Raw genomic sequence first — 23,350 nt, 5'->3', positions numbered from 1 at the left:
AAAATACAAAAAACCACAAACAAATGTGGTTACTTAAAGAAGAAGGAGAGACATGCCAGGTGCGTCTTGCTCTCTTTCTTCGAATCCTAATTTTTTATAAAAAGGGTGCTTTCCTTTTGCAGAAAATAGTTGAACAGATTGTATACCTGATTCTTTGCATTTAAAAACTAGTTTTTCAATTACTTTTTTTCCTAATCCGTTTCCTTGCTCGTCTGGATGGACCATAACATCACAGATTAATGATTGGTATACTCCATCTGAAATCATTCTCCCGAATGCGATTAGCTTTTCGTGATGATAGATGGAAACAGCGTACCAGCTATTCTTAGCTGCTTCATATAATTGTTCTCGTGTATAGTTCCCCTTTTTGCTTCTTAATAGTCCGCTGTCCTCATGTAATTGAGCAAACTGAGAGAATGATGGCAACACTTCCGTAATAAAATAGTTCATGATTATTTTTCCCCTTTAATATCCGTATCTTCATAATAATATTTATACAATAATATGAATTAATATTCAATTATTTTTTAAAAAAAAAGCATATCTTTTTTTCGGATATGCTTTAAAGGTTTATTATGGTGTTTTTTGCTCTTTTTTCCCTTTCCAAATTATCCAGATGAAATATCCTAACATGGTTACCATTAGAATAACGGAGGATGTAATGGACTTCAATTTTCTGAAATAGAAAGAGGTTTTGCTATGACACTTGGTAAATAAATAATGACTGGGACAAAAACAACCCATGATTTACTCCACCATGCAAACCAGCATAAATACGCATATGGGGTAATAAAGAAAAGCGTTTGATTGGCTAAAGTATTAATTCAACTATTTCTTTTATTTCTATATCTTTTTTGCCAGAGGTTAATAAATATAGATGCAAATTTTCAATAAATACTTCTGCTTTTTTAGATAATTTCACTTACATCTCCTCCTTTATATCTTTTAATAAACAATGCACACTTGTTGCTAGTTCTGTCCATGTATCAGCAAATTCATCTAATACGTTATGTCCTTTAGCGGTAAGTGAATAATATTTTCGCTTTGGACCAGATGGAGATGCTTTTGTTTCAACAACCGTAACAAGTTCTTCCTTTTTCATCCGTAAAAGTACGGGATAGATACTTCCCTCACTGATCATCGTAAATCCATAAGCTTGTAATTTTTCAATCATTTCATATCCATAAATCTCTCCTTTTGAAATAATTGCGAGTAAACAGCCTTCCAAAATTCCCTTTAACATCTGACTTTTTGACATCGAAATATATCCTTTCTTTCCAACTATCTTGTTATACAAGATATAAGCTATATTGTATAACAAGATTCCCTCTTTTCTTTAATTTTAGCATTGAGTATTTTGCATTACAAGATAGTTGATTAAATTTAGGCTCATCCTTTTCGATTTCTCCTTCATAGTGGACTTCCACTCCTTCATACAGTAAGGAAAAGGAGGTGAAGGAGTGAAAAAAGTTATTAAAATTATCTTACTTCCCTTTCTATTTCTGATTACTGCTTGCGCTACAGATCCAGTTCAAGAGGATCTGCTTCAATACGTTAATGAGGATATGACAACAGCCTTTGAATTAGAGGCTAAGGCAGTATCCGCGTATGATTCTGTATCTGGACTCAATTATACGGATGATTGGACGATGTATGATACAATCCAAACAACAGTAATTCCGAATTATAATGAATTTATTAAAGAATTAAATATGGTAAAAGTGGAAACAGACGAGGTAAGAGAAATCCATGAAATATATATTAAGGGCGCCGATATACAGTATAATGCGTTTGTAAAAATACTTACAGCGTTAGAAACACAGGATATTACGCTTGTTGAAGAAGCGAATGCTATGCTGGAGGAAGCTCGCACGCTCATACGTCAATATATGAATGAATTAGATAAGCTTGCAAAGGAGCATGAAGTAGAGTGGGATGACAGCACTGTTAGTGAATCCACTTAGCATGTTCCCTTCATAAAAAAATCCCGATAAAGTAAACAACGACTGTTTACTTTATCAGGATATAGCGAGCTATTAAAAAATTAATTACTAGACAGATTTCTTCTTTCCTTCTCCTTTATTAACTTGATTATAGAAAAGAATTCCACTCAATAGCAATAAAACCCCGAAGCTAAATGTTTTAATATCTGCAGTTCCTGCGATAATTACCCAAACGGAGTAGATGGTTGCAAGTAATCCAATAACAAAGTCCCCTCTTCTTTCCTTCAGTGAGTTATATGTTTCACCAGTTATAACTAATTTCAATTGAAAGATGGTTGAAATTAAATAAGGAACCAGATAGCTTAATGTAGCAATATAAATAATAAAATCAAATGCTTGTGATATGCTTTTTGACACCGTCGAGAAAATGAATAATTGTCCTAAAACATTTGTAACGATTAAAGAAAATGTAGGAATTCCCTTTTTATTTTCTTTTAAGAAAGCGGGAATGAAAATTCCTTGTTTGGCAGCTGCATAAGGCACTTCTGCACTCAACATAATCCAACCAATCGTAGAGCCGAACAAACTAATTAATCCAATAGCTGCGAGCACTTTTCCTGCGATGGGACCAAGTACAGCTTCAATTGCATCTATTAAAGGTTTTTGTGAAGCAACTAATTGATCCTGGGTAAGAATGCCCATTACAAGGGTGCTGATTCCAATATAGATAGTTAAAGCAATTAAAAGACCATAGATAGTTGCTTTTTTTACATCGGATTGCTTCTTCGCTCTAGAAGCAAAAACAACTGCTGATTCCACGCCGATAAATGCCCATAATGTTGTAATCGCAGCACTATTGATTTGTCCAAATAATCCAACTGAATTGCCAGCTGTATTTATTTTTGGTTCTGCAAAGGGAAGGATATTACTTGATTCAAAGGCAAATAACGCAATAATGATAAATAGCATAAAACCAATTACCTTTGAAGCTGTAGCAATAACATTTAATTTACCAGCGTTTTCTAATCCGTTTAAAATAATGTAATGTGTTCCCCATAATAAAATGGTGCAGACAAGGAATGTTAACGCATTTCCTACATACAGGGTGAAAGAACCTATATGCAATAAAACGGCTTGACTTGTCAAAATCGGGAAAAAGGTGGATAAATAACCAGCAAAAGTAGTGATAATGGCAACATTCCCAGTTAGGTTACCTATCCAATACCCCCATGTAGACATAAAGCCAGAAAGAGTAGATTTTTTCGAATCTGGTTTAAATAATTCTTTCGCATAGATTTGCGGACCGCCCGTTAAATTAGGCTTTCGAATGGCTAAATTCCCAAACACTAAAGCTGTTACTAGCACTCCGAACCCCGTTAATAGCCATGCTAAGATAACCCCAGCAGGGCTAGCTACTTCCGATAATGATCGAGGAAGCATAAAGATTCCTGATCCTACCATATTACCGACGACTAAGGATATTAAAATCCCTAACCCTAATGTTCCTTTTGAATTCATGTTTTTCTCCTTTAGGAAGTATTTGCTAAACGAATGACATAGGAGATTTACTTTGAAGCCTTATATCTGTATACATCAAAATGTATTTTTATTATTTCCAAGGCATAAAAAAACACACCTCTAAAATGGTGTGAAGGTAGAAAACACCTTCAGATAAAAAGGATAGTTCACCATAGTAAGATCCTATGACAGTCCTGCACCTATTCGAATGCAGTCCCAGCTACTAGTATCAGAGAATACTAGCGCTTCGGCGATTTTTCCTTTCAAAAGCAATCAATAAGCTCTCTGGCTCTTCCTCTTTTTACTATTAAAAATCGCGACCTCTACCTCATCTTGAGCTGATAAGGATTTTTGAATATGAAAATATATGTACTAGGTTATTAGATATGTTTATTGATGTCAATGGAAAAACAAATAGATGGAACTATCGATAAATTCACAATTATCGTAAATGCTAGTATAATGCTTTGTTAGAAAATGTGATTACCAAACATTGCTAAATTTAATAGGAGTTATTATATAATGGTTAGAGATTGGCTTACTTATAAATAGAGAAATTATATAAAAAACAAGCTCTGTTAGATAAACAGAGCTTGGTTATAAAACTTATAATGTAGTAATAATCGGTTTATCTTTTGTAATGATAACCGTATGCTCGTATTGAGCGACAAAGCTTTTTTCTTTAGTAGAGAATGTCCAGCCATCGTTTTTTTCGTACACTTCCTCTGAACCAGTAGAAATAAACGGTTCAAACGCGATAACCATTCCATCGCGAAGAAGGTCTGTATCCCATGAGTCGAAATAGTTTAAGATGTGATCAGGTTTTTCGTGTAGGGAAGTTCCTATTCCGTGGCCAGTTAAATTTTTTATTACTGTAAATCCATGTTTTTTAGCTGTGTTATAAACAAATTTACCGATTCGATTCTTCTTCGCTCCAGGCTTAAAGCATTTAAGTCCTTCTTCAAATGCTTCTTGCGCCACTTCACAAAGCTTAATTAGTTTCGGATCACCATTTCCGACAACGAATGATTTACCAGTGTCAGCGAAATAACCATTTTTACTAGCTGATACATCAATATTTACTAAATCTCCCTCTTGAATAACACGGTCGCCGGGAATGCCGTGGGCTACCTCATCATTTACGGAAATACAAGTATATCCTGGAAAGTCGTACATATCTTGTGGAGCTGAAACGGCACCATGTTCAGCAAAAAGCTTGCCAGCTAAATCATCTAGTACTTTCGTTGTCACTCCTGGTACTGTTTTTTTAATTAATTCCTCTCTGATAATACTTACAATTTTACCAATTTCTTTAAGACCATTAATGTCTTGTTCATTCTTTACTATCATGTTAATTCTCCTTGTTCGTCTATATCTATTCTCGAATCTTTTTCGCGTATATTATTATATGCTAATATGAGCGGTAAGTAAAAGGAATTAATCGATAAGGAGTTCTATCGTTGTTTAAGGAATAAGCGAAAGAAAAAAAGCACGAGCAGCTACACTACTCGCACTTTTTCTTTTTAGCCTTTAAATTCGCCATTGTTTTTAGAAGCTTTTTCTTTTTTTGCTTTCTCTTTGTGAATTTTATTTGTAGCGGCGCTTCCCATTTCGTGTGCAAATTCTTCGTTTAGGACAGCAGAATCAAAACCTTTTTTATTTTTTTGTTGTGGATCCATTTTTTTGTTTTTCTTTGCCATTATTAACCCTCCTTTTTTCCTCTTTTATTATGAAGAAGGAAGGGAGAAAATATGCGTTTATTTCTCGTCATGTACAGGATATTTTTCGCTAATTAATTCAACCGATTTCGCGATAAATTCTTTTAGGATTTCTTCCTTAATATCAGCAAGCTTATTAATATACACACAGCTAACTCCCGCCTTGTGCTTGCCAATTTGAGCTAAATAAAAGGCTCTTGTTTCTTCCTCTGTCGTTAAATAGAGGCTAATTCTTGCTTTTCTAGGAGAGAAACCAACAATAGGTGCATCTCCCTCGTGGCCAGTTTCGTACCTGTAGTGGTAGGTACCAAAGCCAATGATACTTGTCCCCCACATCTTTGGTGGTAAGCCTGTAATTTCAGAAAAAAGGTCTATTAGTTTATAGGCATCCTCTTTTTTTGATTTGCTCGGTAAGGAAGATTCAATAAATTCAACGACATCCTGATCTGTTTCCTTTGTTTTTAATTGATACATGAAAAGTCTCCTTTTCTCTTTATTATAGCGTGTCTTCAAAATTTCCTTAATAAGTTTTTTAACTTTTTAAATAAATTCACATATCCTCTTTCCCGCATTCATAGCATGTACAAGAAAGGATGTGTAGTGAGGCGGATGTTCAGTGTAACTATTTTACTTAGCTATATCTTGTTAGGGTTTACATTAGCTGCACCAATTGGTCCAGTAAATTCTGCGAGAATTGATAAAGGAATAAAAAATGGTTTTTGGCATGCATGGATTGTGGGGTTTGGTTCGATGCTTGCCGATGGTATTTTTATGATAATGGTATATATCGGAATGGTTCATTTTCTTGAGATAGATATCGTGCAAATATTCCTTTGGCTTTTTGGCGGATTTGTATTAATCTATACGGGATTTGAAAGTGTGATAGGTGCTCAAAATCTCAAGCTTGATTCCCTTAGGGGCAAAGATTCCCTGTTTAAATGCTTTCTAACAGGATTTATTATGTCTATTACTAGCCCTTTATCCATTCTCTTTTGGTTAGGAATATATGGATCTGTTTTAGCTAAAACCGCTCAAGAAAATGGGACTAGTTCCTTGTTGGTTTATAGTAGTATGATTTTCCTAGGGCTTACTTTATGGGATTTAATTGTTGCAGCCTTAACAAATGGATTTAGGCGTTTTCTAACGCTTGGAACATTAAGAGGAATTTCTGTCATTTCTGGACTTTCTTTAGTTTTATTTGGTGCATATTTTGGCTATCAAGGGATCGTGAAATTATTCTTTTCTTCCTAGCAAATTAATTCCGGTCATCATTAAAAAAAGACCAACAATTTTAATTAAAGCGATTTTAAAAGGAATGATTATTTTACGCAGAAAAGACGCTATCCATTACAGCGTCTTTTTTGGTGTTTGTTTGATTCCCTTTAAACAGCTAATCCCCAAACAGAAACACTTTGTGCATTTACAGGAAAATTCCCAAAACCATCTTTCCCAATTTTCACTCGATCTTTTCGTGTATTCGTAAAATCAATCCACTCTTCGCCACTTCGCGCTTCGCCAACAAACATTTTTTTGCTTCCTTCTTCTTTATTGGAAATGACGACAGCGCAACCGGATCTTTCTATTTCTGTTTCCCCATGGCGTACCCAGCCAATTACATGAGGATTATCAAAATAATCATCTTGCTTACCATATGCTTTTTTCTTGCGTACATATAATAATGGATCAATTGCAGCCTTTTTTCCTTCAATTGGATGTTCTCCGCCGATTCCAAAGTAATCACCATAGAAAATGGTTGGATAGCCGTCCTTTCGCAGCAATATTAGGCTATAAGCTATCTGCTTAAACCAATCCTCTACCCAAGATTCAAGGGATTCATCTGGTTGCGTATCGTGGTTATCGACAAAGGTAACACCATTAAGGGGATTCTCTTTCACTAATGTTCCTTCGAAAATTGTAGAGAGGTCAAAATTACTGCCCTCCACCGAAGCAGTATGCAATTTATAATGAAGGGGGACATCAAATAAATCGATTGTATAGTCTGTTTGCTCTAGAAATTCCTGACATTCGTTAATATCAGCTTTCCAAAATTCTCCTACATAATAAAAATCTTCTTGTTCGTCTAATATGGAATTAGCAAATTTTTTAATAAAGGAATGATTAATATGTTTGATTGCATCTAATCGATATCCATCACAATTTAGTGTCTTGTTAAGCCATTTCCCCCATGAAATCATCTCATTTTGAACAAGTTCATTATTATAATCAATATTGGCGAACATGAGATAATCATAATTTCCAAATTCATCATCGACGTTAGTATTCCACATTTTATTTTCGCCGACTATTCTAAAGACACCAGCTTTTTTAGCTTTGTTATCATAATCCGTTCCATTAAAATGCTGAAAGTTCCACTTGAAAGGAGAGTATGTATCCCCTCTTCCTGGAAAGGTAAATTTGGTCCATGCTTCTATGTCATGTGGTTCAGATATCTCTTCTTCTCTGTTTTCAGGGTTCACTTCAATAGCCTTAATTGTTTCTTTTTCATCTGCTGCAGCCTTATGATTCATGACTACATCAACATAAACTTGAATGCCAACATTATGACATGCTTCTATTGCGTCGTGTAATTCCTCTTTTGTGCCATATTTAGTTCGGATGGTACCCTTTTGGTCAAATTCCCCTAAATCATAGACATCGTAAACGCCATATCCATTGTCATCTTTGGAGGCTGCTTTTGTAACTGGGGGAATCCAGACGGAATCAATACCTGCTTCTTTTAATTTTCCTGCTTGCTCTTTCAAACGATTCCAATGTTGTCCATCAGCAACTAAATGCCATTCAAAAAACTGCATCATTGTTTTATTTTCCATTTATCCATTCTCCTACTCAAATAAAATGTAGCTTACCTCTTACTAAGAAATATTAGTTAAGCTTTCTTATGAAGTAATTCTACCCAGAATGATGGATTTTCAAGCCTATTTAGAAATAAGTAGGATATTTGGGGATATCTAAACAACACTGTTACTTAATGTATGATGGCTTTCCGTATTCATTTTTCATCATTTTTAGTAAAAACCTATAAACCAAAAAAGAAGCTTAATTTAATAATGAAAGTGACCAATGAACGATTTTAAATGATCAGCAGTCTTTGCGAGAGTCGTAGCAGTAGCATGGACTTCTTCAAATGATGCTAGTTGCTCTTCTGTGGATGCAGATAGTTCTTCTGATAATGCTGCGTTTTGTTTACTAAATTCATATAAGGATTCAAATGTTTCGACAAGCGTTCTAATATGCTTATAAACTTCTTCAGAAGAAAGTGTTACTTCATCAATAATCGGTGCAGTTTCATTCATACTAGAAGAGATAGCATGAAATTTCTTTTTTACCGAAGACATGACAGAAAGGCCACCATCAACTTGCTTGTGGACAAGTGTCATCATATCTATGGTTGAATGGGTATCTGTCTGTATTTCTTTCACTAAATGTTCAATTTCCCCTGCGGAATTATGGGTTGTCTCTGCTAATTTTCTAATTTCTTCTGCCACAACAGAAAAACCTTTCCCATTTTCTCCTGCTCTAGCTGCTTCAATCGCTGCATTTAATGCTAAAAGATTCGTTTGGTTAGCAATAGAACTTATTAATTGAATAATAGATTCGACTTCCTTGGAACGTTTATGTAATGTTTCTATTTGCCTATCTGATTTAATTACAGAATCAACAATTAATTGCATTTGAGATTCTGCCTGATTAATTGCAACTTCCCCTTCTTTTGCTTTCTCTAAGGTGCTATTGCCCAATTTGGACATATAGAGAGAATTCTCGCGTATTAATCCTGTTCTCTCTGTAATATTTTTTATTTTTTTAGTGCTTGTTTCGACTTCTTGCTTTTGATGCTCGGCACCTGAAGCTATTTCTTGTATGACAGATACTAAATCTTCTACTATCTTTGTCGACGAAGAGGAGCTCGCGGTAAGGTTATCACTAGATGCAGCAACCTGTGTAATGCTTTTTTCTAAATGTTTGATTAATCGTTTTAAATTTTCTTGCATTTGCTGAAAGGATATTGTTAAATGCCCAATTTCATCTCTCCGTCTTACTTCTAACTCTTGTGTTAAATCTCCCTTTCCAACAAGAGCTGCTTTTTCTTTTATTTGATTTAAGGGCTTAATAATGGATTGTATATTTCTATAAATAAGAACTGAACCTATAATAATAAATCCGATAATAGCAAAGAATGATGCTTTTAGTATAGGAAAGGAAGCATCGGAAACTTCTTTTACATACATAGAGCCGGCAATCTTCCAACCAGTTAGCTTATTGGTGAGATAGGTAAGCTTTTTCTCTTTATTATCTAGACTGTAAGAAAAATCACCCGTTTTTTTCAATTTCATCCTTTCGATGTAGTTTTCCGTCCCTACTTCGCCAATTTTTTCTGTTGGATGAGCCATATAAGCATAATTATTATCTAATAGAAAAGCATAACCTTTATTTCCAATTGTAATATTATTCACAAAAGTTTGCATGGCACTTAGTTTAATCTTTAAACCGACTACCTTCTGGCCATCTTCGGTACTGCCAGCAATCGTAACTACCATTTCATTGGTACTTGCAGATATATAGGGATCTGATATATAAATTTTATCTGGATTTTCCTCTGCTGCAATAAACCATTCACTTGCAGTTGGATCATAATTTTCCGTAACCTTGCCTGCTGGCTGCTGTATATATTGTCCTTGTTTCGTAGCAAAAAATATACTGTCAATATCATCATAGAAATAGAAGTAGTTTTCTAGTGTATTCTTAATAGCATCATCTGATAAAGGTTTATTTGGTTCCCCCCATTCCTTTAGAAGCTTGTTCACGTGCTCAATTTTAGTAGATAATTCGCTTGTAATATTTCCGTTTAGCTGCTGAATCTGTTGGTATGCATTGTCCATCATTTCTTGTTCTAATTGTTTCTTAGAATTGACATAAGAGAATACACCAATAAATATGGTAGGAATAATTAATAAAATGAAAAAGCTTGCGTATAATCTCTTTTTAACTGTCATGCTGTTTTGTAATATTTTTTTCATTTTGTATTTATAACCCCTTTATGAATAAATATAGGACTTATTCATTATAAATGAAACACTACTTTCTATTGCAAAAAGTGGTAAAATTGTCATAAATACGCCTTAATTGAACAAAAAAACCCCTTATTTTCTACAGATAGTGATGTAAAAAGATAAGGGTAGTTTCTTCTTCCTTATTGTTTATTTTTAGCAAACTCTTTTTTGATTGCTGCTAATAACTCTTTATTCGTTAAGATTTCTAAACCTGTTAGTGCCATCGATTTTGCACCTAATAACATTGCATCTCTTCCTTGCTCCGACATGGCTGCTTCTCTAAACTCATGTGTATGACAAGCATAGGCTTCGTTACAGATTTTCACATAGGGATGAATGGCTGGAACCACTTGACTGACATTTCCCATATCCAGCGATCCAGAACCATCTCTTTGCTCGTGAATTTCAACTTCTTCTACTCCTAAAGAAACTAGTTGCTTAGTAAAGACATCAGATAATGTTTTATTTGTAATCATGTCATCATAGGAAAATTCATAAAAGCTAGATTTCACGGTAGCACCTGTTTGGAGTGCTGCTCCTTCAGCGCATTTTTTCACTTTTTCAACTAATATATTTACATCTTCTCTTTTTCCTGCTCTTACATAGAATTGAGCCACTGCATAATCAGGGACGATATTTGCAGCTTTTCCTCCCTCTGTGATTACACCGTGAATTCGTGCATCTGGTTTTATGTGCTGTCTTAATGCATTAATACTATTAAAAGTATGTAATACTGCATCTAGTGCATTAATTCCTAGATGCGGACTTGCAGCAGCGTGGGCAGATTTTCCAAAGAACTCAAATTGAATGGCATCCATTGCAAGCGAGTCGCCACTCTTCATATAGTTATCTAAAGGATGAACCATCATAGCTACATCCAATTCTTCAAAAATACCGGCTTCAGCCATAGTCACTTTTCCGCCTTTTGTTTCTTCAGCAGGTGTACCATACACAATAACCTTTCCGCCTGTTTCTTCTAAAACCTTACTAAGACCAATTCCTGCTGCAATCCCCATTACAGCTATTAAATTATGCCCACAAGCGTGACCTAATTCTGGCAATGCATCGTATTCTGCCATATAACCGATAGTGGGTCCTTCTTTTCCGCTATCGTATGTGGCTTTAAATGCAGTCGGTAAATCGCATATCCCGATTTCGACATGGAAGTCATGCTCTTTTAATGTATCTGTCAATATTTTGCAAGCTTTAATTTCTTCATGTCCTAGTTCAGGATTTTCGCCGATATAAATACTTATATTTTTAAATTTAGCTTCATTTTCGTTCATTGCATCTAAAATGACTTGTTTCATTATTTTCGCACCTTTCTCTCTTTTATACATTACTAGTTTATCAATTTTCTATAAAAAAGCTAGTAAAAAATGCGTAAAAATAATAATCGGAGTATATTTATGCATACAAGTAGAGTGTTTTTTCGTAGCTAATGACGATAAAAAAACTGGCTAATCTCTTAATTATAGAGTTTTAGCCAGTCTACATTCACTTAATATTTTTCCCATAAAATATTTCATTCATTTCTTGAGTTAGCTTTTCTGTAATAAAAATGCGATCTTCTAGTTTAAGTTCTTCTTCTTTATAACCAAATAAATAATTATTTAAATCAAATTGTTTTAGCTTACATTTAGTATGAAAGATATTCTCTTGATAGATATTGACATCAATCATATCAAATTGTGCTTTAACATCATCAGGTATATAGTTTTGGATGGAATTTATGTCATGGTCGATAAATAATTTATGGCCATGAATATCGCGGGTAAACCCTCTAACACGGTAATCCATAATCATAATATCTGTATCGAAAGAGTAGATTAAATAATTTAATGCCTTTAAGGGAGAGATTTCTCCACAAGTAGAGACATCGATATCGGCGCGAAAGGTACTGATACCTTCATCTGGATGATATTCAGGATATGTATGAACCGTAATATGACTTTTGTCGAGATGCATCACAACAGAGCCTGGAAATCCTCCTGGTAGTGGTCCTGGCGATTCTTCAAATACTTCCTTTGGTGCTTGGGATACTGGTCCTTCTGAGACGAGTAATGTAACGCTTGCCCCTTGTGGTTCATAATCTTGCTTGGCTACATTCAACACATGGGCTCCAATGATATCTGAAACATTTTTTAATATCTTCGTTAAACGATCTGCATTATATTGTTCGTCAATATATTTTAAATAGGCTTCACGTTCACTCCTAGTCCGTGTATAACATATATCATACATATTAAAGCTTAACGACTTTGTTAAATTATTAAATCCATGTAGCTCTATGCGCTGCTGAGGTGTTAAACTCATGTTTATCCCCCTTTTCCTAACATGTAAGTATAGTTATTTTACCCGAACAGATGGTAGATTAACCAAAAAATCACTAATCTCTTGTATTCCTTTCAATCGGAAATAACAAAAGATTAGCGATTTAATTATCCTTTAAAACATACTTAATTCATATTTGCTTGCAAGTATTTCTAATAGTTTTAATCCGGCAACACTATTTCCTTTGTCATCGAGGGCAGGTCCGGAAATGCCAATTCCAAAGCGATTTGGTACTGCCCCTAATATTCCGCCGGCTACCCCACTTTTTGCAGGAATTCCAACCCGTACGGCAAATTCGCCAGAAGCATTATACATTCCACATGTTACCATAAAGGTTTTGCAAATGCGCGCAACTTGAGCGGGCATTAATTGCTTATTTGTAATTGGTTCCTTGCCATTTAAAGCAAAGACAATCCCAATTCTTGCTAAATCTAAGCAATTCACTTCTATAGAGCATTGTTTTGTATATAAGTCCAATAATTCTTCTACATCTTCATTAATAATGCCATGTTGTTTCATAAAAAAACAAAGTGCTCTATTTAAATGAGATGTTTCAAATTCTGATTTTGCAACCTCCGCTGAATAGCTAATTTCCTCATTTCCAGACAGCCTTTTTACAAAATCAATTATTTTTCGAAACCGCTCTTCAACCGAATTCCCCTTAATCATATGAGTAACTGCCAGTGCACCAGCATTTATCATTGGGTTCAATGGTTTAGATGGATTGCTCATTTCTAGTTTAACGATGGAATTAAACGGATCACCAGTAGGCTCATATCCTACTTTGCTAAAAACATATTCTTCCCCTGATTCCATTAAAGCTAGAGCTAATGTAATTACTTTAGAGATACTTTGTAACGTGATTTTTTCTTGAATACATCCAGCAGAATAGCAAGTGCCATCTGGATGAAAGATTGCCACAGATAAATCATCTGGATTTGCTTTACTAAGAGCAGGGATATAATCGGCTACTTTCCCTTCGCTTGTATACTGCTTCGCTTCCAAAAGAATGCTTTCTAATTCTTCATTTGATTGACAAGGCATTTGATCACCAACTTTGTAAAGGATTTTTTATGCTTTTCTAATCAGCCTAAATAAGTCTACTCTTTAAAATTAAAGTATAACGTTAGAAAGGAGAGAAGAAAAGTTGTACATATTTTATTACAACACTAAAGATATAATTTTTCCAGTTCTTTAGGTGGCAAAGGCTTGCTGTAGTAATAGCCTTGGACAATATCGCATGCATGATTTTTAAGAAAGTCAAATTGTTCTTTCGTTTCAACACCTTCTGCGATTACTACAAAATTCATATTATGCCCCATATCAATAATTACTTTTGCTAATGAGCCCTTATGTTTTGGATGACTGATATCATCGATAAAGCTTTTATCGATTTTAATTGTATCAATTGGCAGTGATTTTAAATAACTTAATGACGAATATCCTTTTCCAAAATCATCAATTGATATTTGAAAACCGAGTCGTTTTATATTATTTAATTCAATTTTGGCTTTTTCAATATTCTGCATAATGCTTTCTGTAATTTCCAACTCCAGTTTAGCTGTGTTAATTTGCAGTCTTTGGACTTCTTTTTGAAGAAAAGAAAAGAAATCAATATATTGAAATTGGCGCGCTGAAATATTAATGGCGAGCTTTATGTCTTTTTTACCGTTTCTTTCCCATTTCTTCATTTGCATAAAAGCTTGAGTTATTACCCATTCTCCAATAGAAAGCATTAAGTTTGATTCTTCGGCAATGGGAATAAATTCATCTGGAGATAAATAGCCGTATATTGGGTGTTTCCAGCGTAAAAGTGCTTCTGCACCATATATACCTCCTGTAATTATATTAATTTGTGGTTGGTAATATAGCTCCAGTTCATTGTTAGAAATTGCTTTTCTAAGGGCCATCTCCAATTCCATTTTTCTTGCTCCTTTTTCTGCAATTGAGGAAGAATAAAACTGATAATTATTTTTTCCTTGTTCTTTTGCTACATACATAGCTGCATCGGCGTTTTTAATTAATGATTCTTGTTCTTTTCCATCTGTTGGATACATACTAATACCGATGCTTGGTGTGACAAAGAATTCATCCTGTTTTACAACAAACGGAACGGAAAATTGACTAATTATTTTTTGTGCTACTTCTGATGTCTCCCTTTTTGTTTTATTTTCTAATAAGATTAAAAATTCATCTCCCCCTAAACGGGCAACAAAATCATTTCCTTTTGTTGCCGATTTAAGCCTGCAGGCAACTTCTTTTAAAATGATATCCCCAGTACCATGTCCTTTCGTGTCATTAATCCTTTTAAATTGATCTAAATCTAGAAATAATACAGCCATTGTTTGGACTTCATCACAGTTTAGTAAACGATCGTTTAAAAAGCTTATACAACTATTTCGGTTAGGTAATTCTGTTAATACATCGGTGAATGCCAATTGTTTTATTTGTAATTCTGTTTGCTTTCGTAAAGTAATATCTCTTCCTAGAATTAATACAGCTTCCTGTCCACCAAAAAGAATGCGCATACAGTTGATTTCTAGTAATAGCTTTTCACCGTTTCCTTTCATGAAACCTATTTCCATCTCGATTACTTGTTTCTTTTGTTCTATTCCTTTATTAAATTCTTGAACAATATATTGAAAAGTTTCATCTGGAAAAAGATCATTAACAGATAGTCCGACTAATGTACAGGGATCTCTTTCAAATATTTTTATACCAGCTTTATTAATATAATGTAATTTATAGTCCATAACTACCGCGATAATATCTGGAGACATATCGACTAATTTACTAAATTTATCTTCATTTTCTTTACTATCGGTTATATCGATCAATACACTTGTAAATTCTTTCATTTCCCCAGTTATTTTATCAAATATGGCAATGCCTCTATCTTTAATCCAACGAATTTTTCCATTTGGTTTTATGATACGGTAGTTGCTAACGACTACATCTTGTTTAGTGAGAAGGTTTGCTCGCTCCTCTAAAACCTTTATATCCTCAGGATGAATTACCTCTTTCCAAAGATTATGGTTTTTGTAAAAATCCTCAACTGAATATCCATAAATTGTCTCAATCCCAGCAGTAATCATTAATTTATTTGTTTTTAAATCATGAAACCAAATGGCAATATCTAATGTTTCAAAAATCGATTGCAATTTCTTATTGCTTTGTGCATATTCTCCAAGCACATAGGTGATTTTCTTAATTAATTGATAAAAAACATAAAGTAACCCACTTGTAATGATAAGCTGTAACAGAATAAATAATCCTTTATTGATACCTGTAACAAATACATTAAGCATCACAGAGAACAGAACAAAAAAGCCAATTGCTACGATCCATTTTGTTTCACTGTGTTTATAATCCATATAAAAACTCCTTACACTTCGGCATAGATGATAGTGAGAATCGTGTGATATGTATTAAGTTTTGCCAAAATAAGTATTTTGGCAAAACATTTATATTAAATACCCGGTTTTCTATGATAGGAAACCTCATAACCTATTTGTTCTTGCATGTACACTTAGAATACACTTATTCTAATTTGTTTATAAGTTGAAAAGTTCTTTTCGGCGGGAAATTTATTTTTTATGGAAGTGAATGTGGGAATTTAATTGTTAATAAAAACGAAGTAAGGTTATAAAGTAAGAACATAGTCAAGCATTCCTACTTTATAACCCATTACATGGATAAAATTCTAAGTAAGGTTCGGAGTTTCTACTTGTACACGCGGAGTATTCCACGTGTCAAACCATTTCTTTGTTGCTGTTATGATGATAATTATTCCTAAGATTAGCATAATAATGGAAAGTACTGCATTTAACACATTATAGCCAGCTGCCTCTGGATTTAAATATACATTTTTCACCATCCAATACCCTGCGTAATTTACTGTAATAAATAAATATGCCATCGGAATAAGGCAAGTAAGCATATATCTTCGTTTATCAGCCATTTTTAAAATCACGGTTGCACCAATTATAAGACCGATTGTTGCCATTAGCTGGTTGGATACCCCAAATAGTGCCCAGACAGAGCTGATATCACCAGAGAATAACAGATATCCCCACATGACACATGCTAGTGCACTGGCAAAAATAGAGCCAGGCAACCAATCGACTCTCTTTAGTGGTTTGTAAAACTCCCCTAAAAAGTCTTGAATTAAGTAACGTGCCGTTCTTGTACCTGCGTCAATCGCTGTCAAAATAAACACTGCCTCAAACATGATCACAAACTGGAAAAAATAAGAAGCAAGATGAGAAAACCAAGAGATTTCCGTAAATATATAGGACATTCCAACAGCTAATGTAACAGCCCCACCAGTTCTTCCTTCTAAATCAATCCCAATTTCACGACTTAATTCTGGTAAGTTTGACACACTCATTCCTAGCGTCTGAAAAACCTCTGGAACTGAATTTATCGCGAAATAATCTCCAGGATGTAGAGCGGTTGCAGCAATAAGTGCCATAATTCCAACTAAACATTCAACAAGCATGGCTCCAAAACCAACGACTTTAATATCGCTCCATTTATCGAGCATTTTTGGAGTAGTACCAGATCCGACAAATGCGTGGAAGCCTGAAATAGCGCCACAGGCAATGGTAATCGAAATAAATGGCCATACTGGACCTGCAATTACTGGTCCCCCTCCATTTACGAATTCCGTAAACGCTGGAAATTCAATGGCGGGATTAATAATAAATACACCAATGATAAGGGCAATAAACACACCTATTTTCATAAAACTACTTAAATAATCTCTAGGTGCCAAGAGCAGCCATACAGGAAGTGCCGCTGCAAAAAATGCATAGATAGGAAGAATAATAGCAAGTGTTTTTGTATCAAGGGTTAGCCAATCTCCAACTACTGTTTCCTGAATCATTGGTCCAACAAATACACCGATCATTAATAGAATAAATCCAATTGTTGTACATAATTTCAGATTTCCTGTCTTTTTATAAAATATTCCTACGCCCATTGCAATAGTAATAGTAATCCCCACAGAGAATGTGCCCCATGGATTTCTTTCCAGAGCGTGTAATACTACCATGGATAGACCAGCCATAGTAATGGTAATAATAAACAGCATAGCAAGCCCTGTGCAAAAACCAGCAACAGGTCCAAGTTCTTCCTTCGCTACTTCGGATAAAGATTTTCCTTTTTTTCTCATACTAGCAAATAGCACAACTGCATCATGGACTGCACCACCGATTACAGCTCCAATCAATAGCCAAATTAGCCCAGGTAAATAGCCGAATTGTGCTGCAAGAATTGGTCCTACGAGCGGTCCTGCTGCAGCAATAGCTGCGAAATGATGACCAAATGTGACCCACTTGTTTGTCGGTACATAGTCTTTTCCATCATTTAATTCATGAGCGGGAGTTTTTTCTTTATCGTTTAGCTTTAATACCTTTACAGTCATAAAGGTACCATATAGACGATAAGCAATCATCAAGATACACGCAGATGCTATTACAATTGTAACCGCATTCATAATTATCTACCTCCTTTAATGCTTTTATTATAAAAAATGAAAAAGGAAGATAAGTCATTTTCATGACAAAATGCAGGGAAATATATATGAGATGCAAAAAATAACGGATAAAATACAATGATCTTATCCGTTAGGTTCAACTAAAAAATCTCCTTTGTTAAAAACCGAATAACTGCTTAATCTCTTTCGTATAATTTCTACTCAATGGCACCTTTTCGCCATTATTCATACATAATAAATACGTAGAGTTAAACCAGGGTTCTATTTCACAAATTCTTTCTTTATTTATTAAATAAGAACGATGGACTCTCATAATCGGACTGTTTATTAGCTTTTGTTCTAATTGACTTAAGGTGAAGGTAACGATCAATTCCTCTTCATCGGTAACAAGTAATGTTTTTCCATTTTGTGCACTAATATAAATAATCCTATCTACATCGATGATTTTAATTTTTTCGTTTGTTGAAATCGCGAGCTTATTTATATGTATCGGAGAGTTAGTAAGCTTATTTCCTTGCCGTTCGTTCCTCTTTCTTTCTCTTATACTTACTAGTTTTATAATCGTTTGATTAATTCGCTCTTCTTCAAATGGTTTTAGGAGATAATCAAGTGCATTGACATTAAACGCTTGCAAAGCATATTCATCATAAGCGGTAGCAAAGACAATTTCAGGGGTATTTCCCTTAAGTTTCAATCGTTCGGCTAAGCTCATACCGTTCTCTTCCCCAAGCTCAATATCTAAAAATATTACATCGATTTCAAGCTTGTCGATTAAATCTAAAGCTGTTTCTAAGCAATCGCATTCTCCCATTATCTCAATCTTATTACTTCTTTTTAACAGATAGCTTAATTCATCTCTAGCCAATGGTTCATCTTCTATAATTAATGCTTTAATCATCTGCTCCCCTCCAGATTGCTGGCTCCTTAAATGGTATTTTGATCATTACTTTTGTACCTCTATTCCACTCACTTTCGATGTTGAACATCCCTTTTTCCCCATAAATTTTTTTAATTCGCTCTTGTATATTCCAAAGCGCAGTTCCTGTACCAGTACTAGATGCAATTGTTTTTTGCCCAATCATATAGAGCGTATCCTCGCTCATTCCTTTGCCGTCATCTTCTGCAATCAGCACCATTCTATCTTTTTCTTTGTAAGCACATATCGTAATATTTCCAACTGTTCCTTTTGAAAAAGCGTGGCGTATCGAATTTTCTACTAAAGGCTGTAGCGTAAAAGGGGGAATAAGCACTTTTTTAAATTCAGGATCAACTGACGCTTTCAAGATGAACTTATCTGGAAATCTTGCTTCTTCTAATGCTAAAAAAGCATGCACATGTTCTAATTCCTGTGTTAAGGGGATTAACATATTTTTGGAACCTTGAATGTTGCTGCGAAAATAAATACTCAATTTTCGAATCATTTCCCGTGCCTTCTCTCCATCCGTGCGAATAAGTGCTGAAATAGTATTCATGCTGTTAAAAAGAAAATGGGGATGAACCTGTGATTGCAATGCTTTAATCTCAGCATCTTTTAGCAGCCTTTGCTGAAGCTCTGCCTCTGCTAATTCCAGCTGTAAAGAAAATAATTTACTTAAGCCTTCAGCCATTGTGTATTCTACTAACTGAATGTTTTTTGGATTAGCGAAATAAAGCTTCAATGAACCAACTATTTTATTATTTGCTTTTAAGGGTAATAAAATAGCGGCATGCAGAGGGCAATCTTGGTTGTTGCATTGAATTTCGTCTTTATTTTTTGCTACTAATATATTTCCTTCTCTTAACACTTTTTCTGTAAGTTTTGTAGATGTTTTATCAAGGGGAATGTGATGATCCCTCCCTAGACCCTCATGTGCTAAAACAATCGATCTATTTGTAATAGAAACGGCATCAGCATTTGTTGCTTTAAGCATAATTTTAGCAACCTGTTTACTTGATTCAGGATTTAGGCCTTGCCTAAAGTAAGCTAATGTAGATTGTGCAATATTTAAAGCAATATTTGTTTGGATTGCTTTCGTTTTTGCCTCTTCTAAAAGAATGTTTTGAATGATATAAATGAAAATTAACATCCCAAACCCATTAATGACAATCATCGGAAAAACGATAATTTTGACTAGTTCGAGTGCAAGATTTAATGGTGATGCGAATAAAAGGATGAATACCATTTGAATAACTTCCATTGTTATTCCGATAATTACAGCCTTGCTGGCCGAATCTTGCTGGATAGAATACTTCCTTCCAAGGAAACCTGTAACTACTCCTGCCATGATTGTAGATAATCCACAGGCTAGCGCGGTGAATCCGCCTAGTGTTAAGCGGTGAATACCAGCTATTAATCCCACCCCTAGACCTACTAAAGGACCTCCGATCATGCCACCAATTGCAACTCCCATAATGCGCGTATTTGCAATCGCGCTTGAAACATCCAGCTCATGCTGCCATGTATGTGTACTGATGCTTCCTTTTAAAATTTCTACCCCGGTATAGTTGCTGATAATACCGAACAAACCAAAGATAAGAATTAAATAGAGCTTATCCTGCCATTGTGAATCCTTATGGATAATCGAACGAAAAATTTTGATTCTTGATAATAAGAAGGCAAAGATAACTAAAATACCGACTCTTTCAATCATTAGTGGAAGTAGCTGTAACAATGAATTCCCCACCCTCCTATTTTACTCACCATCATTATAGTAAATTACAAGAATTATAGAAAGCCTTTTCAAAAGTTTGTGGCTAAAGTATGAGTAAAATGTTTGTGGGAGAATAAATATCCTTTTTGTCTAGTTGGGGGACGAGTCCCCCAACTAGACAAAAAGGCCACCAAGCGAAAGCGCGGTAGCTGGAAAAAATTAAGCATTAAAAAAGAGAGCTTCCTTTTGTAAAGTAGAGTTTGACTAGAACACTACGAAAAGGAGAGGCTCTCATGAATGAATGTAACATAAAATTACCATCATTAAAAGAATTGGAAAAAACTTTATTTCGAACACTACAAATGACCTTTCAAGAAATCCTTGTTCAAACATTAGAAAATTGGGATCTAGAGATTGCCCAGCAACGAGACAAAAGAAGATTTGCTTTACGAGATAAACGAGAAATACGAGTAGATACAGCGTTTGGAGCAGTGGAGCTGAAGCGTAATTATTATTTCGATCGTGTGACCAAAAAATATATATGTCTGTTAGATCACTACTTACAGTTTCAAGGGAATAAGGGGTTTAGTCCACTATTAGAAGAATGGGGGCTAGAATTAGCGACAAATGGTTCCTCCTATCGAAAGGCGGTGGAAACGTTCGAACAATTTTTAGGCTATTCGGCGATGAGCCACGAAGCATTACGGCAACATCTTCTTCATACAAGCGTACTTCCCGCTAAGGAAAAACGCCCTTTTCAAAAGGTGTTGTTTGTCGAAGTAGATGGATTATATGTGAAGAGTCAAGAAAAGAAAAAGCGTGGATGGGAGTTGAAATTCGCCGCTGTACATGAGGGATGGAAAGAAAACGGAAAGCGAGTCAGGCTCCGAAATAAAAGGCATTTTCTCTATGAAGGAAAAGAACCCTTTTGGGAAGCTTTTGAAACATTCTTACAGAATCATTATGCGTATGATCCAACCCAAACCTTGCTTATTATTAATGGCGATGGAGCAGGCTGGATAACGGCATGTCGGGAGTATTTTCGGGAACGGGCCTTTTTCACTATGGATCGTTTTCATGTCGCTCGTTCGATGAAACAGCTAATGAAGAGCCATCCCCGATTCCGCTACATGAGAAGAGCATTAAAAAACTACCAGGTAGAAACATTACTTCTAGAGTTGAATAGTGCAGTAGGAACAATGGATACACCAGAAGAAGAAGAAAAACTAGCGCATTTCCTCGCCTTTTTAACGCATCATCAGGAAACCATAAAAGATTATCGTAGTTGGTTACAGGAGAAAGGCGTGGACACGACAGCGTATCGACCAATGGGAAGTGCAGAAGCAATGATGAATCAATCAATTAGCCAAACGATTAAAAAATGGAAGAGCATGGAGCAAAAAAGGCGTCATGAGCATGGCACGTTTGTGGATTGGGTTGAAGGATGATCTATCTATCCAAACGATATATGGAAAATGGGAAAAAGCCACGGAAAAATCAAAGAAAGAGCATCGACCGAAAAGAAAAATATCCACAAAATTAGTGACAGAAACCGTGCGTCAGAACATTCCATACTTAAATCAGGCGATTGGAAAACCCATTCACTTTGCCTTACAGGGATTAAAAGGTTTTTAAAAAATGAGAGAATCAACAGTTGGAAGAACAAAACCAATTGGAAAGCGGATACAAACTTAGAGGTTTTACTTTATAAAAAAGGGAGCTAAAAAAACTCCCACAAAAACTTGACTCAATCGTGGCTAAATGCCTATTTTGTGCTTCGATTTCATTGTATGATATGATTAATAAATAGGATGTGAAAGGTTGGTTTTAGTGAATGGCAGGGAAAAAATATTATGTTGTATGGAGTGGAAGAAAACCAGGGATTTATCGTACTTGGGCTGAATGCGAAAAACAGACAAAAGGATTTAAAGGAGCAGCTTTTAAATCCTTTCCAACATTGGAGGAAGCAGAAAAAGCCTTTAATCAAGGAGGGAATTTTGGTCAAACTTCGACGAAAGGCTCTTCCTCAAAAAAACAGGCTGGCACATCATTTGAAGCGATTGATGAAAACAGCATATCTGTAGATGCTGCTTGCAGCGGCAATCCTGGGTTGATGGAATATCGTGGAGTACATACGAAAACGGGAGAAGTTCTCTTCCACTATGGGCCAGTATTTGGAACGAATAATATTGGTGAATTTTTAGGCATCGTACATGCGCTAAGCCTTTTGCAAAAACAAGGAAAGAATACGACCATCTACAGTGACAGTATAACCGCTCTTTCTTGGGTTCGAAATAAAAAAGCAAACACTACCTTAGTGCGAGACAAGCGAACAGAAGAATTATGGCAATTAATCGAACGCGCAGAAAAGTGGCTCAAGGAAAACAGCTACTCGAATAAGATTTTAAAATGGGATACGAATAAATATGGAGAGATTAAGGCTGATTTTGGACGAAAATAACTTCACGATTATGTAAATAACAAATCTATTAATCGATAATAGAAACAATACGCATCTAGGTATATAAAGAAAAAGAACTTGGAGATTATGCTAAGATCTTTTTCTTTGTGTAGGTAAAGTTTCTCCAATAAATTTAATTGTCTACATAAATGAGTTATTCTAAGTAATTTAGAAGAG

Annotated in this window: 20 protein-coding genes and 1 riboswitch; of the genes, 5 read left to right on the top strand and 15 right to left on the bottom strand. The window is 35.1% G+C overall.

Annotation, left to right across the window (positions count from 1 at the left end; translation table 11 throughout):
* Positions 1 to 33: 33 nt before the first annotated feature.
* Together AB3U99_RS12615 and AB3U99_RS12610 are read right to left on the bottom strand one after the other, a co-directional pair.
* Positions 34 to 450 carry a GNAT family N-acetyltransferase gene (locus tag AB3U99_RS12615; protein ID WP_400241467.1) on the bottom strand — a complete coding sequence of 139 codons (417 nt, stop codon included), beginning with the start codon at positions 448 to 450 and terminating at the stop codon, positions 34 to 36.
* 472 nt (positions 451 to 922) lie between these two features.
* Entirely contained in the window at positions 923 to 1,258 is a 336-nt protein-coding gene (locus AB3U99_RS12610; RefSeq protein ID WP_400241466.1) for a PadR family transcriptional regulator, read from the bottom strand.
* 202 nt (positions 1,259 to 1,460) lie between these two features.
* Between AB3U99_RS12610 and AB3U99_RS12605 the strand changes: the two genes are divergently transcribed.
* Positions 1,461 to 1,964: a hypothetical protein gene (locus tag AB3U99_RS12605; protein WP_400241465.1), complete on the top strand. Its 504-nt coding sequence runs from the start codon at positions 1,461 to 1,463 to the stop codon at positions 1,962 to 1,964.
* Between the two features lie 87 nt (positions 1,965 to 2,051).
* Here AB3U99_RS12605 and AB3U99_RS12600 read toward each other — a convergent pair whose 3' ends face one another.
* The 4 genes from AB3U99_RS12600 to AB3U99_RS12585 form a co-directional block, all read right to left on the bottom strand.
* Complete coding sequence (locus tag AB3U99_RS12600; protein WP_400241464.1) at positions 2,052 to 3,461, bottom strand: amino acid permease; 1,410 nt, start codon at positions 3,459 to 3,461, stop codon at positions 2,052 to 2,054.
* Between the two features lie 155 nt (positions 3,462 to 3,616).
* Positions 3,617 to 3,795, bottom strand: a riboswitch (Lysine riboswitch).
* A gap of 272 nt (positions 3,796 to 4,067) precedes the next feature.
* On the bottom strand, positions 4,068 to 4,811 hold the full coding sequence (map, locus tag AB3U99_RS12595) for a type I methionyl aminopeptidase (protein WP_400241463.1): 744 nt from the start codon (positions 4,809 to 4,811) through the stop codon (positions 4,068 to 4,070).
* 173 nt (positions 4,812 to 4,984) lie between these two features.
* A complete protein-coding gene (locus AB3U99_RS12590; RefSeq protein ID WP_400241462.1) occupies positions 4,985 to 5,161 on the bottom strand; it encodes a hypothetical protein in 177 nt (58 codons plus the stop codon).
* A 57-nt stretch (positions 5,162 to 5,218) separates the two neighbouring features.
* Positions 5,219 to 5,653, bottom strand: coding sequence for a DUF1801 domain-containing protein (locus AB3U99_RS12585; protein WP_400241461.1), 435 nt, complete (start codon positions 5,651 to 5,653; stop codon positions 5,219 to 5,221).
* A gap of 135 nt (positions 5,654 to 5,788) precedes the next feature.
* Between AB3U99_RS12585 and AB3U99_RS12580 the strand changes: the two genes are divergently transcribed.
* Complete coding sequence (locus AB3U99_RS12580) at positions 5,789 to 6,430, top strand: LysE family transporter (RefSeq protein ID WP_400241460.1); 642 nt, start codon at positions 5,789 to 5,791, stop codon at positions 6,428 to 6,430.
* Positions 6,431 to 6,561: 131 nt separating this feature from the next.
* Here AB3U99_RS12580 and AB3U99_RS12575 read toward each other — a convergent pair whose 3' ends face one another.
* From AB3U99_RS12575 to AB3U99_RS12535, 9 genes are all read right to left on the bottom strand, one after another.
* On the bottom strand, positions 6,562 to 8,010 hold the full coding sequence (locus AB3U99_RS12575; RefSeq protein ID WP_400241459.1) for an alpha-amylase: 1,449 nt from the start codon (positions 8,008 to 8,010) through the stop codon (positions 6,562 to 6,564).
* 231 nt (positions 8,011 to 8,241) lie between these two features.
* Complete coding sequence (locus AB3U99_RS12570; RefSeq protein WP_400241458.1) at positions 8,242 to 10,215, bottom strand: methyl-accepting chemotaxis protein; 1,974 nt, start codon at positions 10,213 to 10,215, stop codon at positions 8,242 to 8,244.
* A 173-nt stretch (positions 10,216 to 10,388) separates the two neighbouring features.
* Positions 10,389 to 11,558: a M20 family metallopeptidase gene (locus AB3U99_RS12565; protein WP_400241457.1), complete on the bottom strand. Its 1,170-nt coding sequence runs from the start codon at positions 11,556 to 11,558 to the stop codon at positions 10,389 to 10,391.
* Positions 11,559 to 11,745: 187 nt separating this feature from the next.
* Complete coding sequence (speD, locus tag AB3U99_RS12560) at positions 11,746 to 12,564, bottom strand: adenosylmethionine decarboxylase (RefSeq protein WP_400241456.1); 819 nt, start codon at positions 12,562 to 12,564, stop codon at positions 11,746 to 11,748.
* A 132-nt stretch (positions 12,565 to 12,696) separates the two neighbouring features.
* A complete protein-coding gene (glsA, locus tag AB3U99_RS12555) occupies positions 12,697 to 13,626 on the bottom strand; it encodes a glutaminase A (protein ID WP_400241454.1) in 930 nt (309 codons plus the stop codon).
* Positions 13,627 to 13,751: 125 nt separating this feature from the next.
* Positions 13,752 to 15,956, bottom strand: a complete 2,205-nt coding sequence (locus AB3U99_RS12550) for an EAL domain-containing protein (protein WP_400241452.1) — start codon at positions 15,954 to 15,956, stop codon at positions 13,752 to 13,754.
* A 329-nt stretch (positions 15,957 to 16,285) separates the two neighbouring features.
* Positions 16,286 to 18,082 (bottom strand): carbon starvation protein CstA, encoded by a 1,797-nt coding sequence (cstA, locus tag AB3U99_RS12545; protein ID WP_400241451.1) that lies wholly within the window; start codon positions 18,080 to 18,082, stop codon positions 16,286 to 16,288.
* Positions 18,083 to 18,239: 157 nt separating this feature from the next.
* Positions 18,240 to 18,980: a LytR/AlgR family response regulator transcription factor gene (locus AB3U99_RS12540; RefSeq protein WP_400241449.1), complete on the bottom strand. Its 741-nt coding sequence runs from the start codon at positions 18,978 to 18,980 to the stop codon at positions 18,240 to 18,242.
* Complete coding sequence (locus AB3U99_RS12535; protein ID WP_400241448.1) at positions 18,973 to 20,733, bottom strand: LytS/YhcK type 5TM receptor domain-containing protein; 1,761 nt, start codon at positions 20,731 to 20,733, stop codon at positions 18,973 to 18,975. The genes AB3U99_RS12540 and AB3U99_RS12535 overlap by 8 nt, the downstream gene beginning before the upstream one ends.
* Before the next feature lie 272 nt (positions 20,734 to 21,005).
* Here AB3U99_RS12535 and AB3U99_RS12530 point away from each other — a divergent pair, with 272 nt between their 5' ends.
* The 3 genes from AB3U99_RS12530 to AB3U99_RS12520 all read left to right on the top strand — a co-directional run bounded on the left by AB3U99_RS12530 (position 21,006) and on the right by AB3U99_RS12520 (position 23,173).
* Entirely contained in the window at positions 21,006 to 22,160 is a 1,155-nt protein-coding gene (locus AB3U99_RS12530) for an ISLre2 family transposase (RefSeq protein WP_400241447.1), read from the top strand.
* The gene (locus AB3U99_RS12525; RefSeq protein WP_400241445.1) at positions 22,129 to 22,347 is read left to right on the top strand and encodes a hypothetical protein; all 219 of its coding nucleotides are present in this window, start codon (positions 22,129 to 22,131) and stop codon (positions 22,345 to 22,347) included. The genes AB3U99_RS12530 and AB3U99_RS12525 overlap by 32 nt, the downstream gene beginning before the upstream one ends.
* 199 nt (positions 22,348 to 22,546) lie before the next feature.
* Complete coding sequence (locus AB3U99_RS12520; protein ID WP_400241444.1) at positions 22,547 to 23,173, top strand: viroplasmin family protein; 627 nt, start codon at positions 22,547 to 22,549, stop codon at positions 23,171 to 23,173.
* Positions 23,174 to 23,350: the final 177 nt, after the last annotated feature.

The organism is Niallia tiangongensis, assembly GCF_044704065.1.
Classification (GTDB): domain Bacteria; phylum Bacillota; class Bacilli; order Bacillales; family Cytobacillaceae; genus Niallia; species Niallia tiangongensis.
This window is presented reverse-complemented; position numbering and strand designations above follow the sequence as displayed.

Bases quoted from the DNA above. Each gene is read 5' to 3' on its own strand.
- AB3U99_RS12615 (WP_400241467.1), bottom strand. From the start codon at position 450: ATGAACTATTTTATTACGGAAGTGTTGCCATCATTCTCTCAGTTTGCT.
- AB3U99_RS12610 (WP_400241466.1), bottom strand. From the start codon at position 1,258: ATGTCAAAAAGTCAGATGTTAAAGGGAATTTTGGAAGGCTGTTTACTC.
- AB3U99_RS12600 (WP_400241464.1), bottom strand. From the start codon at position 3,461: ATGAATTCAAAAGGAACATTAGGGTTAGGGATTTTAATATCCTTAGTC.
- map (WP_400241463.1), bottom strand. From the start codon at position 4,811: ATGATAGTAAAGAATGAACAAGACATTAATGGTCTTAAAGAAATTGGT.
- AB3U99_RS12590 (WP_400241462.1), bottom strand. From the start codon at position 5,161: ATGGCAAAGAAAAACAAAAAAATGGATCCACAACAAAAAAATAAAAAA.
- AB3U99_RS12585 (WP_400241461.1), bottom strand. From the start codon at position 5,653: ATGTATCAATTAAAAACAAAGGAAACAGATCAGGATGTCGTTGAATTT.
- AB3U99_RS12580 (WP_400241460.1), top strand. From the start codon at position 5,789: ATGTTCAGTGTAACTATTTTACTTAGCTATATCTTGTTAGGGTTTACA.
- AB3U99_RS12575 (WP_400241459.1), bottom strand. From the start codon at position 8,010: ATGGAAAATAAAACAATGATGCAGTTTTTTGAATGGCATTTAGTTGCT.
- AB3U99_RS12570 (WP_400241458.1), bottom strand. From the start codon at position 10,215: ATGAAAAAAATATTACAAAACAGCATGACAGTTAAAAAGAGATTATAC.
- AB3U99_RS12565 (WP_400241457.1), bottom strand. From the start codon at position 11,558: ATGAAACAAGTCATTTTAGATGCAATGAACGAAAATGAAGCTAAATTT.
- speD (WP_400241456.1), bottom strand. From the start codon at position 12,564: ATGAGTTTAACACCTCAGCAGCGCATAGAGCTACATGGATTTAATAAT.
- glsA (WP_400241454.1), bottom strand. From the start codon at position 13,626: ATGCCTTGTCAATCAAATGAAGAATTAGAAAGCATTCTTTTGGAAGCG.
- AB3U99_RS12550 (WP_400241452.1), bottom strand. From the start codon at position 15,956: ATGGATTATAAACACAGTGAAACAAAATGGATCGTAGCAATTGGCTTT.
- cstA (WP_400241451.1), bottom strand. From the start codon at position 18,082: ATGAATGCGGTTACAATTGTAATAGCATCTGCGTGTATCTTGATGATT.
- AB3U99_RS12540 (WP_400241449.1), bottom strand. From the start codon at position 18,980: ATGATTAAAGCATTAATTATAGAAGATGAACCATTGGCTAGAGATGAA.
- AB3U99_RS12530 (WP_400241447.1), top strand. From the start codon at position 21,006: ATGAATGAATGTAACATAAAATTACCATCATTAAAAGAATTGGAAAAA.
- AB3U99_RS12525 (WP_400241445.1), top strand. From the start codon at position 22,129: ATGGCACGTTTGTGGATTGGGTTGAAGGATGATCTATCTATCCAAACG.
- AB3U99_RS12520 (WP_400241444.1), top strand. From the start codon at position 22,547: ATGGCAGGGAAAAAATATTATGTTGTATGGAGTGGAAGAAAACCAGGG.